This is a genomic window from Pantoea sp. S62, assembly GCF_016658625.1.
GTDB lineage: Bacteria > Pseudomonadota > Gammaproteobacteria > Enterobacterales > Enterobacteriaceae > Pantoea > Pantoea vagans.
This window is the reverse complement of record NZ_JACVVI010000006.1, coordinates 46753-59857: the sequence shown is the minus strand read 5'-3', so window position 1 is coordinate 59857 and position 13105 is coordinate 46753. Positions and strand designations below refer to the sequence as shown.

Genomic DNA, 13105 nt, shown 5'->3' with positions numbered 1-13105 from the left:
GATATCTGCGGCTACAATAGCGCGCCCTTTCTGACGCTTATTGATATGCATCAACCACAACGCCATATACCCATTAAGAGGTATATAGTTGATTTTAATTAGTTTTATCTGGCGCGGCTAACCTGCTGAATATCCTGCATTGCCACGGGTGGTATGAATCGTGTTAGTTTTAACCACACGGGTTTTTCGGATAAGGAATCAGCCATGCTGTCACCTAAGTGGATCAATAACGTGCGTTTACCCTGGCGGGAAGGATTGTGGCAAATCGAAATCGCCGACGGAAAAATAGCCCGGATTTCAGCCCAGCCGCAGCAGCCTTCTCCGGTGGAGCAATCGCTGGACGGCGAGGGCGGCTTAGCCTGCGCGCCCTTCATTGAGCCGCATATTCATCTGGATACCACCCAGACGGCGGGTGAACCGGCATGGAATCAGTCCGGCACGCTGTTTGAAGGAATTGAGCGCTGGGCCGAGCGAAAGGCGCTGCTCAGCCATGAAGATGTCAAACAGCGGGCGTTGCAGACGCTGAAGTGGCAGATCGCCAACGGCATTCAGTTTGTCCGCACCCATGTTGACGTGTCTGACCCCTCACTGACGGCGCTGAAAGCGATGCTGGAAGTGAAAGCGGAGATGGCACCCTGGATCACCATCCAGATTGTGGCGTTTCCCCAGGAGGGCATTCTCTCTTATCCTAACGGCGAAGCGTTGCTGGAGGAGGCCCTGCGGCTGGGCGCGGATGTCGTTGGCGCGATTCCGCACTACGAATTCACCCGCGAATATGGCGTCGAGTCGCTGCATAAAACCTTTGCGCTGGCTGACCGCTATGATCGGCTGATCGATGTTCACTGCGATGAGATCGATGATGAACAGTCGCGCTTTGTGGAAACCGTGGCGGCGCTGGCACATCGCGACGGCAACGGCGCACGCGTGACGGCCAGTCATACCACCGCGATGCACTCTTACAATGGCGCGTACGCCTCACGGCTGTTCCGGCTGCTGAAGCTGTCGGGCATTAACTTTGTCGCCAATCCGCTGGTTAATATTCACCTGCAGGGCCGCTTCGACACCTATCCTAAGCGGCGCGGCATTACGCGGGTAAAAGAGATGCTGGAGGCAGAGATCAACGTCTGCTTTGGCCATGACGATGTGTTTGATCCCTGGTATCCGCTGGGCACCGCCAACATGCTGCAGGTGCTGCATATGGGATTACATGTCTGTCAACTGATGGGCTATGAGCAGATTGATGCGGGTCTGGATCTGATTACGCATAACAGCGCGAAAACGATGCAGCTTGCAGGCTATGGCATTCAGAGCGGCAACGAGGCCAGTCTGATTATATTGCCAGCAGAGAGCGGTTTTGATGCGGTAAGAAGGCAGGTCCCGGTGCGCTATTCAGTGCGTCGTGGCGTGGTGGTGGCGGAGACGAAGCCTGCAGAAAGTGAGATTTACTGGCGGGAACGGGAGCGCGTAGATTTCCGACGTTAAGGAGCAGGGCGGCGATCGCTCGCCGCCCTGAAGGATTAATGCGTGACGTGACCGTGAGTACGATGACGGCTGACAAAGCCAAGCAGGGCACACATCACAAATACCACGGCGTAAAGCGCATTCGCCGTCGCCAGTGCGGTATGCACACCACTTTTCTCAACGATAGGCGCCGTGACCACAAAGGTCAGCATGGTGCCGACGGTGCCGCAGGTCAGAATGAAGTTCACCAGCTTCGGTGACGCCACTTTGGTCTGGAGCGAGCCGAGAGTGATGATGGTGGTATAGATAGCACTTGAGCTGAAGCCCAGAATCATGATGATCCATTTCAGCATGCCGGCATCGCTGCTGCTGACGAACCAGTACATCAGTACCGTAGCCAGACCCGCCAGCACCATCAGAATACGTTGCAGATCGAAGAAGCGCAGCAGGAAGCTGAAGGCCCACATACCGACCATATACGCCGTCCAGAAGCTGCCTACCAGTTGTCCGGCGTCATTGATGTTCATGCCCATGACTTTGGTGGCATATTCCGGCACCCAGGAGATAAAGCCGAGCTGGCCCAGGATGTAGCAGAGAGCCGCGACAGCCAGCAGCAGCACACCCACACCCCATTTCTCTTTCTCAACAGTCGGGCTGTTCTCAGGCTTGCGCAGCACCGGGAACTCCACAAACAGCGTCATGACGAAGATGGCGACGTAGATAACGCCGATGCAGACGTAGACCCAGTACCACGGCAGCTGACGCGCCAGCAGAATGCCTGCCAGCACCGGAAACAGCGTGCCCGCCATGCTGAAGAAGGAGTCGGTAAACAGCAGACGTGAACCACGCTGACGGCCTTCATACATGTGAGTGATCAGGAAGGTGCCGATCGACATGGTGATGCCGCTGACCACGCCCAGCACAAACATACAGAGCGAGAAGATGGTCAGATCGCGGCTGGTCATCAGCCCGATTATCGCCAGCACCATCAGGACGAAGCCGAAAATCAGCTGGCGCTTCAGTGGCACAATCACCATCAGCCAGGCGTTCAGGAAGACCGCCGCCAGGATGCCGCTGTTGAGGAATGTGAAGGTGTTACTCATGCTGGAGATAGGGATCTGGAAATCTTTTGCGATATCGCCCATTACCATGCCAGTAACGATCACCAGCGCGCCGGTCAGCGCGTAGGAGAAGAAGCTTATCCAGGTAAGGCCAATACGATTACGGTTTGTCATGTTCTGAACCTGTTGAGAACCGGGTGCCAAAAAGTGTCAGAAAGTGTAAACGGAACTGTGATCTTAATAAACAAGCAGTGAAACTACAGATCCATATTTCATGTGTTGTGTGATTTTAATCACGCAATTACGGTTGTTTAACGTTTGCTCAGCGCTTTTGCCGCAACAGCGTAAATATAGGTAAAACGCTGGCTCATGGAATAGAGTCTCTTTACAATCAATCACGTTTTTGTGCCCGCTCTCCCAGGTAAGGAATCTTTCATGTTTAAACGTACTTTAACAGCGGCCATCACCCTGTTAGCGCTCTCTTCCGTTTCCGCCCAGGCGCTGGCCGCAAAAGGTGACACCCACGTTCTGCTCACCACCTCCGCCGGCAATATCGAACTCGAACTGAATAACCAGAAAGCGCCGGTTTCTGTGAAAAACTTTGTTGATTACGTCAACAACGGTTTTTACAACAACACCATTTTTCATCGCGTGATCCCGGGCTTTATGGTGCAGGGTGGTGGCTTCACCACGGATATGCAGCAGAAGCAGACCAACGCGCCAATTAAAAACGAAGCGGACAATGGACTGCGTAACCTGCGCGGTACCATCTCTATGGCGCGTACTGCCGATAAAGACAGTGCCACCAGCCAGTTCTTCCTCAACGTTGCGGATAATGCCTTCCTCGACCACGGCCAGCGCGATTTCGGCTATGCCGTATTTGGTAAGATTGTGAAAGGTCAGGATGTGGTTGAAAAAATTTCTCAGGTTCCGACCAAAGATGTGGGTCCGTACCAGAATGTGCCGTCCAAACCGGTAGTTATCCTCTCTGCCAAAGTCCTGCCTTAACGCTTTTTGTCGCCATCTGCGGATGGCGACCGCCTGTCGCTTCCGGCAAAGCCAGAATTTGCTCTTATACTTAGGGCAAAAACCTGAGCAGGAGGCGGTATGGCGAACAAACTCACCGAAAAACAGAAGGTCACTCTGTGGCAACAGCGGCGTAGCGCCAGCTATCAGGCCAGCTGTAAGCTGGAGGGCTTTGCGCCGAATGAAACCAGCCTGAACAGTGAAGATGCGGCTGCACGCCTGGCGTCACTGAGGAGGCAATATGGACTCTAATACCGCTGTGACCCAGGATCCTTACCTGTGGCAGCATGACACGGTGCTGAAAAATCTGGCCGACATTCATGACGCCGCGCAACTGCGCAAGGCGGAGCTGAGCTTCAGTGCAGCGCGTGCCGCCACGCTGGAACTGGGGCCGCGTAATCCCGGATTGCCCTACCTGCGCCAGATCCACCGCACGCTGTTCCAGGACATTTACAGCTGGGCTGGCGAACTGCGCACCATCGATATCTGGCGTGATGAGACGCCGTTCTGCCATTTTGAATATATCGAAAAGGAAGGTAACGCGCTGATGGCCGCGCTGGAAGAGGAGAAAGGCCTGGCTGAGTTGCCGCGTGACGAATTTATTCAGCGCATCGCTCATTACTACTGCGAAATCAATATGCTGCATCCTTTCCGTCATGGAAATGGCCGGGCGCAGCGGATTTTCTTTGAGCAGCTGGCGCTGCATGCCGGTTATCTGCTGTCGTGGGAAGAGACGGACGCGGAGAGCTGGAAAGCCGCTAATCAGGCGGGTGTAGCCGGAGACCTGACTCCGCTGGAGCAGGTGTTTGCGAAAGTGGTGAGTGAGGCGGCTTAACCGCGTAGAATAGCGGCGCGGTTTATCATTCTGGACGCGTCATGCTGCTGCTTATCGACAATTACGACTCCTTTACCTGGAATCTTTATCAATACTTCTGCGAGCTGGGCGCGCAGGTTCAGGTGGTGCGCAATGATGCCATCACCCTGGAGCAGATGGCAGCGTTACCGCTGACCCATCTGGTCATCTCTCCTGGTCCCTGCACGCCGTCAGAGTCGGGCATCTCGCTGGCGGCGATTCGGCATTTCGCCGGTAACGTGCCGGTGCTGGGTGTCTGCCTGGGCCATCAGGCAATTGCGCAGGCGTATGGCGCGAAGGTGGTGCGGGCGCGTCAGGTGATGCACGGCAAAACCTCCGCGATTCAGCACACCGGCCAGGGCGTGTTCCGCAATCTCAATAATCCCCTTACCGTGACCCGCTACCACTCGCTGATTGTGCAGCGCGATTCCCTGCCCGATGCGTTCGAGGTGACGGCCTGGACGGTGCGTGACGGCGAGCCTGACGAAATTATGGGATTCCGCCATAAAACCCTGGCGCTGGAAGGCGTGCAGTTCCATCCCGAAAGCATTCTCAGCGAGCAGGGACATCAGCTGCTGCGCAATTTCCTTGCGCAATAAGTTGCCTTTGAGTGATTTTTTATGCATATTTTGTGATTATTATTTCAATGTTGCACAACAATCATTCAAATGGGGTCACTAATGGCAGCGGAAAAAATGGCGGTCACGCGGGAGACGTTCGATAACGTTATTTTGCCTGTTTATGCACCTGCGCAGTTTGTGCCGGTAAAAGGCAAGGGCAGTCGCGTATGGGATCAGCAGGGCAAAGAGTATATCGACTTCTCGGGTGGTATTGCCGTTACCGCACTTGGACACTGCCATCCTGCGCTGGTGGAAACACTGAAAAGCCAGGGCGAAACGCTGTGGCACACCAGCAATGTCTTTACCAACGAACCGGCACTGCGTCTCGCCAGTAAGCTCATTCAGGCGACCTTTGCCGATCGCGTCTTCTTCGCCAACTCCGGTGCCGAAGCCAATGAAGCGGCGTTTAAGCTGGCGCGTTACTATGCCTGCAAACGTCACAGCCCGTTCAAAAGTAAGATCATCGCGTTTCATAACGCTTTTCATGGCCGGACGCTGTTTACCGTTACGGTCGGCGGCCAGCCAAAATATTCTGATGGATTCGGCCCGAAACCGGCGGATATTGTCCACGTGCCGTTCAATGATCTGGACGCCGTGAAAGCGGTCATCGACGATCACACCTGTGCCATTGTGGTTGAACCGATTCAGGGTGAGGGCGGCGTCATGCCCGCGACGCAGGAATTTATGCAGGGACTGCGTGCACTTTGCGATCAGCATCAGGCGCTGCTGGTACTGGACGAAGTGCAGAGCGGTATGGGACGTAGCGGCAAACTGTTCGCCTATGAGCATTATGGCGTCCAGCCCGATATTCTGACCTCAGCCAAAGCGCTGGGCGGCGGTTTCCCGGTGAGCGCCACGCTGACCACCAATGAGATCGCTTCGACCATGGCACCAGGCGTGCATGGCACCACCTATGGCGGTAATCCGCTGGCCTGCGCCATTGCTGAAACCGCGCTGGATATTATTAATACGCCGGAGGTGCTGGCGGGCGTCGAGATGCGTCGTCAGCACTTTGTCACGGCGCTGCAGGCCATCGACGCGAAGTATGACCTGTTCAGTGACATTCGCGGCAAAGGTCTGCTGATTGGCGCGGCGCTGAAACCTCAGCATGCCGGCAGGTCGCGCGACATTCTGAATGCAGCTGCCGCTGAAGGGGTGATGGTGCTGGTGGCGGGCATCGATGTGATGCGCTTTGCTCCGTCGCTGATCATCGAGCCTGCTGACATTGAAGAGGGCATGCGCCGCTTCGCCACCGCCGTCGGCAAAGTGCTCAACGGCTAGCTTAGTTTTTGCGTAAGCGTCTGATTAGCCAGCGGCCATGTTGCGGTCGCTGGTTCCACGCCAGCGATGAAATGGTGTACATCACGCTCAGATGATCGAGAATGCGCCGCACATGCTGTTCCACCACCGTGATCGGTCCTTCACTGATGTTCTCCAGGTCATCCAGCAGATTCACCTGTGAGCTTTCACCATCATATTCCAGCCGCTGCTGACACCGCTGCAGCGCAATTTCGCAGGATTGCAGATAGCGTTGAGCCAGCGAGGCGGTCAGCATCGTGTGCTCGCGCGCCAGAATCGTGATTGCATTGATATGCTCGACGATAAACTGACTGTGGGTGACCCAGAGCCGCATATCACTCAGATAGCGGGAGTTGAATGCCGGTTCCTGCATCGCCTGATTCAGTGAGTTAAACAGCGCATTGTGTACCTGATTCACTTTCACGCGCTGATAAGCCAGTTTCTCTGGCGACTGTTCATCGCCCAGCAACAGCCGCAGCGCATCCTGATAGGTTTCCAGCGCGTCGTGGGCGTTCTGCCGCAATAAGCCGCTCTGCCACTGCGGCCACAGCCACAGCATCCCGCCAAAGGCGATCAGACAGCCCATCAGCGTATCCATCAGTCGCGGCAGCAGAAACTGCGCGCCATTCAGTGACAGCAGTTGCAGCGAGTAAACCGCCGTAACCGTAAAGCCAATCATCGACCAGCCATAGAACTGGCGGGTAAAGCGATAGCTGATAAAGGTGATTGCCAGCATGATCAGCAGTACCAGTGACTCCGGCACCGCCAGCCGCAGCGTGGCAGCCGCAATCACCAGTCCTGCAAAGGTGCCCAGCGCCCGGTGCTGGATACGGACGCGGGTGGCGCTGTAGCCGTTCTGGCTGACGAACATAATGGTCATCAGGATCCAGTAGGGCTTAGGGATGTTGAAGAACAGCGCCAGCGCGCTGCCCAGCATCAGCATCACCGCAAAGCGACCCGCCGTTCGCAGCGCCGACGAGCGAAACGAGAGGTAGCTGCGCAGCGCCGGTAACAGCGGCAGGCGGCGCTGGCGGTCTGCCATCAGATCGCGCTGGTAAAGCGGCTTCTGGGTGCGCAGCACGCGCGCAATGCGGTTGAAGTGATAAAGGCAGAAGTTACCCACCGGATTATCGGGGTGTTGGTGAGCAATTTTCTCCAGCGCGCCGAGCTGTTTATCCATCGCAAAGCGGTCGGGTAACTGGTGATAAAGGATGTTATCCGCCAGTACCCGCAGCCGGGCCGAGATGGTTTTGGCATTCCAGCGGATCACCGCTTCAGCATGGCTCTGCTCCACCAGTTTCTGTACTTCTTCCGGCCGGTGCAGGCTGACCGAGATATGCTCCTGCAGATCGAGCGCCACCTGAAAAGCGCGCGTCAGCCGCTTATGGCTGTGATCGCGGCTGGCCGACAGCATGTGCATCTGCTGATAACAGGTGTTGATCAGATCGACCACTTTCTGCTGGTGAGCCAGCAGCGGCGGCAGCGCTTTTTCGGGATCGGTCAGCTGCGTCAGCAGGGTATATTTGGCGTCGCAGTAGTTGGCCAGTTCGCGGTAGATCAGGCTCAGGCTCTCACGCATCGGCTGCTCTTTCCACAGCCAGAACCAGAACCAGTTAAATACCCCATACCAGAGCGTGCCGCCGATATAGAGCAGCGGAGTGACATAGATGGGCATGCGGCCAATCAGGCTGAGGGTAAAGATCGCGGCAATAAGGGTGCCGGGCAGCAGGCGACCATGCAGCGGACTGATCTCACCGGTGACGCCAAGCAGCAAAGGCATAGCGAAGAGGATCAGCGGCAGTGGAATCGCATGCAGGGTGAGCCACTGGATCAGAAAGCTGCCGAGGGCAAACAGGCTGCCGCCCACAATCAGACGTTTGAAGAAGCGTTTATGCGGAGTATCGAGACCGGCGATATTGCAGCAGGCGGGCACTAACGAGAACAACAGACCTTTTTGCAGGTCGCCAGCCAGCCAGCCCAGCGCCACCGGCAGACAGAGCACCAGCGTTTGCCGCAAGGCGTAGTTAACTTCAGGATGGTAAATGATTCGACGCCACATCGGCCCAACACAAACAATAACGGCGTGATGTTGCCATCACGCCGTGGATGACAGGAATTAGCGGGTGCCGTAAACGACGATGGTTTTGCCGTGTGCGGAGATCAGGTTCTGATCTTCCAGCATCTTCAGAATACGGCCCACGGTTTCACGTGAACAACCCACAATCTGGCCAATTTCCTGACGAGTGATTTTAATTTGCATGCCGTCGGGATGCGTCATGGCATCTGGCTGCTTCGCCAGGTTAAGCAGAGTCTGTGCAATGCGTCCGGTGACGTCGAGGAAAGCGAGGTTACCCACTTTTTCAGACGTGACCTGCAGGCGACGCGCCATCTGCGAGGAGAGTCGCATCAGGATGTCGGGGTTAACCTGGATCAGCTGACGGAATTTCTTGTAAGAAATCTCCGCTACTTCGCACGCGCTTTTCGCACGTACCCAGGCGCTGCGCTCCTGACCTTCTTCGAACAGGCCAAGCTCACCAATAAAATCGCCCTGATTCAGGTAGGAAAGAATCATCTCTTTGCCTTCTTCATCTTTAATCAGAACCGCGACGGAACCTTTCACGATGTAGTAAAGCGTTTCTGCTTTTTCACCTTGGTGAATCAGCGTACTTTTGGATGGATACTTGTGAATATGGCAATGGGACAGGAACCATTCGAGTGTAGGGTCTGTTTGCGGTTTGCCGAGAACCATTCGCTATTATCCTCTGTTGTAATCGTGCCCAAAATACAGGGGGCAGTTTTCCCTGTCAGGCGGTGAAAGCTTCAAGCGTTTCCTTTTCAGGAAATTATTCGGGCCGCATCAGGCGCAGTGCGCATCATTCTTCCCGGCTTCGCCATCGGGTGACGAAAAATATTTTCAGCACTGTTTGTAGCACAGCTTTTGCCGACTGTCTTCTGTTGTCTCGCTTCAGCTACGGGCGGATTTCTCTGGATTGCTGTTTACCAGGTGAAAGCGTACTCTGGCGACAAAACAGCGTATTCCGGAGCAAAAATCATGCAGGCAAGAGTGAAATGGGTAGAAGGGCTGACATTCCTCGGAGAATCCTCATCCGGCCATCAGATACTGATGGATGGCAATTCGGGTGATAAAGCGCCCAGCCCAATGGAGATGGTGCTGATGGCGGCGGGTGGATGCAGCGCGATTGACGTGGTTTCAATTCTGCAAAAAGGCCGCAACGATGTGGCTGATTGTGAAGTAAAACTGACCTCAGAACGTCGTGAAGAGGCGCCGCGAATCTTTACGCACATCAACCTGCATTTTATCGTGAGTGGAAAAGCGCTCCAGGATAAAGCGGTCTCACGCGCCGTCGATCTTTCGGCTGAAAAATATTGCTCGGTGGCCATCATGCTGGGTAAAGGTGTGACGATTACGCATAGCTATGAGGTAGTTGAGCTTTAATGGCCGCAGGGATCATCGCAGACCTGCGCAGACCTATTAACTTCACTTCCATTGTCTGATGCAGGTTGCTTTAAGACTGTGCCTGCGCAGAGAACCGGGTCAGATCGGAAAGACGCAAAAACCGCCATCCATGGCATGCTCGGCCCGCGCGATTACGCACCTCATCCCTGAGGTGCGCCCGTAGCCGGGCCAACGCGTTGCGTTGTTCAAAAACGCTCCAGGCGTTTTTGTCCCAGGCGCGGGACGCTTTCCTCTTCTGACCCGGTTCCCTGCGTGTTGAGCTTATCTATTGCTGTCAGATTCTTTGTGCCCATGGTTTGTCTGTAGCGGTCTTACTGAAACCGGATGCGGTTGCCGGACGTGAAGCGAAGGGAGCATACGCCTGTAGCAAAGCATAGCGGGCCAGGGATGGCGGTTTTGCATCTTTGCGAAAGGCGTATGCTCCCTGAAGCCTGCTCAGCAGTCATTCTTTACCGCACGAAAGTCATCTGCTCTCTTACTCAATCCGTTTACCTTCCATAAGCCGTTTCACCAGCGGGCCCATGATCAACTCCATCGCCAGCCCCATTTTGCCGCCAGGCACCACCAGCGTATTTATGTGCGAAATAAACGAACCCTGCAGCATTGCCAGCAGGTACGGGAAGTCAATGTCCTCCAGCCCCTGAAAGTGAATCACGACAAAGCTCTCATCCAGTGACGGAATGGCGCGGGCTGCGAACGGGTTGGAGGTATCAATGGTTGGAACGCGCTGAAAGTTGATATGGGTGCGTGAAAACTGGGGCGTGATGTAGTTGATGTAATCTTCCATTGAGCGCACCACGGAATCCATCACTGCTTCACGTGAATGACCGCGCTCGCCGGTGTCGCGCACCAGCTTCTGAATCCACTCCAGGTTAACAATCGGTACCACACCCACCAGCAGATCGACCTGTTCCGCCACGTTGTGCTGCGCCGTCACCACACCGCCGTGCAGCCCTTCATAGAAGAGAATATCGGTGTTCTGCGGTAACGGCTGCCAGGGCGTAAAGGTGCCGGGCACCTGGTTCCACGGCACCGCCTCATCGTAGGTGTGCAGATATTTACGCGACTGCCCCTGCCCGCTGTGACCATACTCTTTAAAACTCTGCTCCAGCAGGCCAAAGTCATTGGCTTCCGGGCCGAAGTAGCTGACATGACGTCCCAGATCGCGCGCCTTACGAATCGCCATATCCATTTCCGGGCGGGTAAAGCGATGAAAGCTGTCACCTTCAAGCTCCGCCGCATGCAGGTCAAGCTGCTGAAAGATTTTGCGGAATGCCAGGCTGGTAGTGGTGGTTCCTGCGCCGCTGGAACCGGTCACCGCGATAATGGGATGACGTGCAGACATAGAAAAGCTCCCTGTGAGGTCGGACGATGAGCATTGTTATCATGAAAGGGTGCCGGGTGCATCAGCCACGAAATTCTTTGCGCGGCATGATATTGACCGATTCATGCAGTTCCGACCACACCAGCACTACTTCACCGGTTTCCAGCTGGCGTCGCACATCAGCCACCTTGTCCAGCAGGCTGCGTTCATGCTCGCCATAGTCAGTGCCTTCACGCAGCACAAAGGTTTCAATCAGATTTTCAAGGGTCTCAGGAGAGACCTGTTGCCAGGGAATAATCACGAGATCAGTTATCCAGAAAAGGGGCGATCCACTGCGGGATGCGCTGTTCCAGCCACATTTCGGGCTGGCGTAATGTCCCGCCGACAAAACCGACGTGGCCGCCGTGTGGTGTCAGTTGATAAGTAATAGTGGCAGATAATTGGCTGCTGTGCGGGATCACCTCATCACTCATAAAGGGATCGTCTTTGGCGTGGATGATCAGCAGCGGTTTCTCTGCGTGCTTCAGCCAGGGCATGGCGCTGGCACGATGATAGTAATCGGCTGCATCGACAAAACCGTGGGCACGGGCAGTAATCGCATCATCAAAATCGCGCAGTCGCCGCAGTGCTTTTAGCTGCGCCAGATTGACCGGCAGCGTGTCCGGCCAGGCGTGCAGTTTACGGCGGGCATTTTTCTTCAGCTGCGCCAGCAAATAGTATTGATAGAAGCGTGAGAAGCCGCGTTCCAGTTTTACGCTACACGGCTCAAGCAACAGCGGGGCGGAGACAATGACGCCTGCATCCACTTCGGCAGCTGCGCCCTGCTGGCCCAGCAGGCAGCCCAGCATATTGCCGCCCAGCGAAAAACCGATGGCAACGGTCGGCACATGGCCCCAGCGCGTTCGCAGCCAGTGCAGGAAAAAGCGGGCATCTTCCGTTTCGCCGGAGTGATAGATACGGTTTAGCCGGTTAGGTTCGCCGCTGCAGCCGCGAAAATGCATCACTACTGCCAGCCAGCCGCGCGCACGGCAGATGTTCATCAGGCCATGAATATAGGGGCTGTGAAAGCTGCCCTCGAGTCCATGAAACAGCACGACGCGCGGTTTATGCTGCGCCAGTTGTGGATCTTCGCTCCAGGCGAGATCGACGAAGTCGCCATCCGGCAGATCGAGTCGCTGCCAGTGAGGAACGAACGTGACACGGCGACGCAGCAGGCGCGGCAGCATCGTCTGAAGGTGGGCGTTACGCAGGCTGTCAGGCGGCGTGAATTGCTCGTTTTCCGGTCCGGTAAATTTCATGTGGTAAAAGCTTGTCTGTTCCATATCACACTGTTAGCTTCGATAAGTTTTTTCTTGCAAGGGTAAGGAGTACCCGATTGCCATGGAACTGAGTCTTTTCTTATCAATGTTGGGCTTTCTTTGGGTCGCGGCGATTACGCCCGGGCCTAATAATATGTTACTCACCGCCTCAGGCGCTAATTTTGGCTTTTTGCGCACCATTCCACTGATGATCGGCATCATGATCGGCATGCAGGTGATGCTGCTGATGGTGGCCTTTGGCGTTGGCGGTCTGATCCTGCTCTATCCGTCGCTGCACCTGGTGCTGAAGATCGCTGGTAGCCTCTATCTGCTCTGGCTGGCGTGGAAGATAGCGACGTCCAGCTATGAAAAGCTGGAAACCGATCAGGCACCGGATGCGCCGATGCCGTTCTGGCAGGGTGGGTTGCTGCAGCTTATCAATCCTAAGGCCTGGCTGATGGCGCTGGGCGCGGTCGCCAGCTTCAGTCTGGCGGGTGATGCATATCGTCATTCAGTGATGGCGATAAGCGTCGGCATGTTTCTGGTTAATCTGGTGTCAGGCGCGATCTGGATGGCTTTTGGCGCGATGATCGGCCGCATTCTGCGCAGCCGTCGTGCCTGGAAAATCTTTAACCTGGCTATGGGGCTGCTGACTGCGGCCTGCGTGCTGTTAATCTGGCACTGA

The 13105-nt window shown here is 55.5% G+C and carries 14 protein-coding genes; 8 read left to right on the top strand and 6 right to left on the bottom strand.

The window, feature by feature from the left end:
- The first annotated feature begins 204 nt into the window (after window positions 1-204).
- The gene (locus IBT54_RS11040; RefSeq protein ID WP_013359272.1) at window positions 205-1482 is read left to right on the top strand and encodes a cytosine deaminase; all 1278 of its coding nucleotides are present in this window, start codon (window positions 205-207) and stop codon (window positions 1480-1482) included.
- 35 nt (window positions 1483-1517) lie between these two features.
- Here the strand turns inward: IBT54_RS11040 and tsgA are convergent, their stop codons facing one another.
- Window positions 1518-2696: an MFS transporter TsgA gene (gene tsgA / locus IBT54_RS11035; RefSeq protein ID WP_033734170.1), complete on the bottom strand. Its 1179-nt coding sequence runs from the start codon at window positions 2694-2696 to the stop codon at window positions 1518-1520.
- Between the two features lie 261 nt (window positions 2697-2957).
- Here tsgA and ppiA point away from each other — a divergent pair, with 261 nt between their 5' ends.
- The 5 genes from ppiA to IBT54_RS11010 all read left to right on the top strand — a co-directional run bounded on the left by ppiA (window position 2958) and on the right by IBT54_RS11010 (window position 6302).
- Window positions 2958-3530, top strand: a complete 573-nt coding sequence (ppiA, locus tag IBT54_RS11030; protein WP_003852970.1) for a peptidylprolyl isomerase A — start codon at window positions 2958-2960, stop codon at window positions 3528-3530.
- 99 nt (window positions 3531-3629) lie between these two features.
- Entirely contained in the window at window positions 3630-3800 is a 171-nt protein-coding gene (locus tag IBT54_RS11025) for a YhfG family protein (RefSeq protein WP_013359270.1), read from the top strand.
- Window positions 3790-4383 carry a putative adenosine monophosphate-protein transferase Fic gene (locus IBT54_RS11020; protein WP_147789579.1) on the top strand — a complete coding sequence of 198 codons (594 nt, stop codon included), beginning with the start codon at window positions 3790-3792 and terminating at the stop codon, window positions 4381-4383. Before IBT54_RS11025 ends, IBT54_RS11020 begins: the two co-directional genes overlap by 11 nt.
- 41 nt (window positions 4384-4424) lie before the next feature.
- Window positions 4425-5000, top strand: a complete 576-nt coding sequence (locus IBT54_RS11015; protein WP_033784151.1) for an aminodeoxychorismate/anthranilate synthase component II — start codon at window positions 4425-4427, stop codon at window positions 4998-5000.
- A gap of 81 nt (window positions 5001-5081) precedes the next feature.
- Window positions 5082-6302, top strand: coding sequence for an aspartate aminotransferase family protein (locus IBT54_RS11010; RefSeq protein WP_201252158.1), 1221 nt, complete (start codon window positions 5082-5084; stop codon window positions 6300-6302).
- A gap of 1 nt (window position 6303) precedes the next feature.
- Here IBT54_RS11010 and IBT54_RS11005 read toward each other — a convergent pair whose 3' ends face one another.
- Complete coding sequence (locus IBT54_RS11005; protein WP_201252157.1) at window positions 6304-8379, bottom strand: YccS/YhfK family putative transporter; 2076 nt, start codon at window positions 8377-8379, stop codon at window positions 6304-6306.
- Between the two features lie 57 nt (window positions 8380-8436).
- Window positions 8437-9069, bottom strand: coding sequence for a cAMP-activated global transcriptional regulator CRP (gene crp, locus IBT54_RS11000; RefSeq protein WP_003852956.1), 633 nt, complete (start codon window positions 9067-9069; stop codon window positions 8437-8439).
- A gap of 303 nt (window positions 9070-9372) precedes the next feature.
- Between crp and IBT54_RS10995 the strand changes: the two genes are divergently transcribed.
- Window positions 9373-9777 (top strand): OsmC family protein, encoded by a 405-nt coding sequence (locus IBT54_RS10995; RefSeq protein ID WP_013359265.1) that lies wholly within the window; start codon window positions 9373-9375, stop codon window positions 9775-9777.
- A gap of 496 nt (window positions 9778-10273) precedes the next feature.
- On the opposite strand, the gene IBT54_RS10990 is transcribed toward IBT54_RS10995, so the two are convergent.
- The 3 genes from IBT54_RS10990 to IBT54_RS10980 all read right to left on the bottom strand — a co-directional run bounded on the left by IBT54_RS10990 (window position 10274) and on the right by IBT54_RS10980 (window position 12444).
- Entirely contained in the window at window positions 10274-11143 is an 870-nt protein-coding gene (locus tag IBT54_RS10990; RefSeq protein ID WP_013359264.1) for a phosphoribulokinase, read from the bottom strand.
- A gap of 61 nt (window positions 11144-11204) precedes the next feature.
- A complete protein-coding gene (locus IBT54_RS10985; RefSeq protein WP_013359263.1) occupies window positions 11205-11423 on the bottom strand; it encodes a YheU family protein in 219 nt (72 codons plus the stop codon).
- A gap of 4 nt (window positions 11424-11427) precedes the next feature.
- Complete coding sequence (locus IBT54_RS10980) at window positions 11428-12444, bottom strand: hydrolase (RefSeq protein ID WP_201252156.1); 1017 nt, start codon at window positions 12442-12444, stop codon at window positions 11428-11430.
- A 58-nt stretch (window positions 12445-12502) separates the two neighbouring features.
- Here IBT54_RS10980 and IBT54_RS10975 point away from each other — a divergent pair, with 58 nt between their 5' ends.
- Window positions 12503-13105 carry a LysE family translocator gene (locus IBT54_RS10975; RefSeq protein ID WP_013359261.1) on the top strand — a complete coding sequence of 201 codons (603 nt, stop codon included), beginning with the start codon at window positions 12503-12505 and terminating at the stop codon, window positions 13103-13105.

What these genes read in the sequence shown, in the direction of transcription:
- IBT54_RS11040 (WP_013359272.1), top strand. Translation starts at nt 205, where the DNA reads ATGCTGTCACCTAAGTGGATCAATAACGTGCGTTTACCCTGGCGGGAA.
- tsgA (WP_033734170.1), bottom strand. Translation starts at nt 2,696, where the DNA reads ATGACAAACCGTAATCGTATTGGCCTTACCTGGATAAGCTTCTTCTCC.
- ppiA (WP_003852970.1), top strand. Translation starts at nt 2,958, where the DNA reads ATGTTTAAACGTACTTTAACAGCGGCCATCACCCTGTTAGCGCTCTCT.
- IBT54_RS11025 (WP_013359270.1), top strand. Translation starts at nt 3,630, where the DNA reads ATGGCGAACAAACTCACCGAAAAACAGAAGGTCACTCTGTGGCAACAG.
- IBT54_RS11020 (WP_147789579.1), top strand. Translation starts at nt 3,790, where the DNA reads ATGGACTCTAATACCGCTGTGACCCAGGATCCTTACCTGTGGCAGCAT.
- IBT54_RS11015 (WP_033784151.1), top strand. Translation starts at nt 4,425, where the DNA reads ATGCTGCTGCTTATCGACAATTACGACTCCTTTACCTGGAATCTTTAT.
- IBT54_RS11010 (WP_201252158.1), top strand. Translation starts at nt 5,082, where the DNA reads ATGGCAGCGGAAAAAATGGCGGTCACGCGGGAGACGTTCGATAACGTT.
- IBT54_RS11005 (WP_201252157.1), bottom strand. Translation starts at nt 8,379, where the DNA reads ATGTGGCGTCGAATCATTTACCATCCTGAAGTTAACTACGCCTTGCGG.
- crp (WP_003852956.1), bottom strand. Translation starts at nt 9,069, where the DNA reads ATGGTTCTCGGCAAACCGCAAACAGACCCTACACTCGAATGGTTCCTG.
- IBT54_RS10995 (WP_013359265.1), top strand. Translation starts at nt 9,373, where the DNA reads ATGCAGGCAAGAGTGAAATGGGTAGAAGGGCTGACATTCCTCGGAGAA.
- IBT54_RS10990 (WP_013359264.1), bottom strand. Translation starts at nt 11,143, where the DNA reads ATGTCTGCACGTCATCCCATTATCGCGGTGACCGGTTCCAGCGGCGCA.
- IBT54_RS10980 (WP_201252156.1), bottom strand. Translation starts at nt 12,444, where the DNA reads ATGGAACAGACAAGCTTTTACCACATGAAATTTACCGGACCGGAAAAC.
- IBT54_RS10975 (WP_013359261.1), top strand. Translation starts at nt 12,503, where the DNA reads ATGGAACTGAGTCTTTTCTTATCAATGTTGGGCTTTCTTTGGGTCGCG.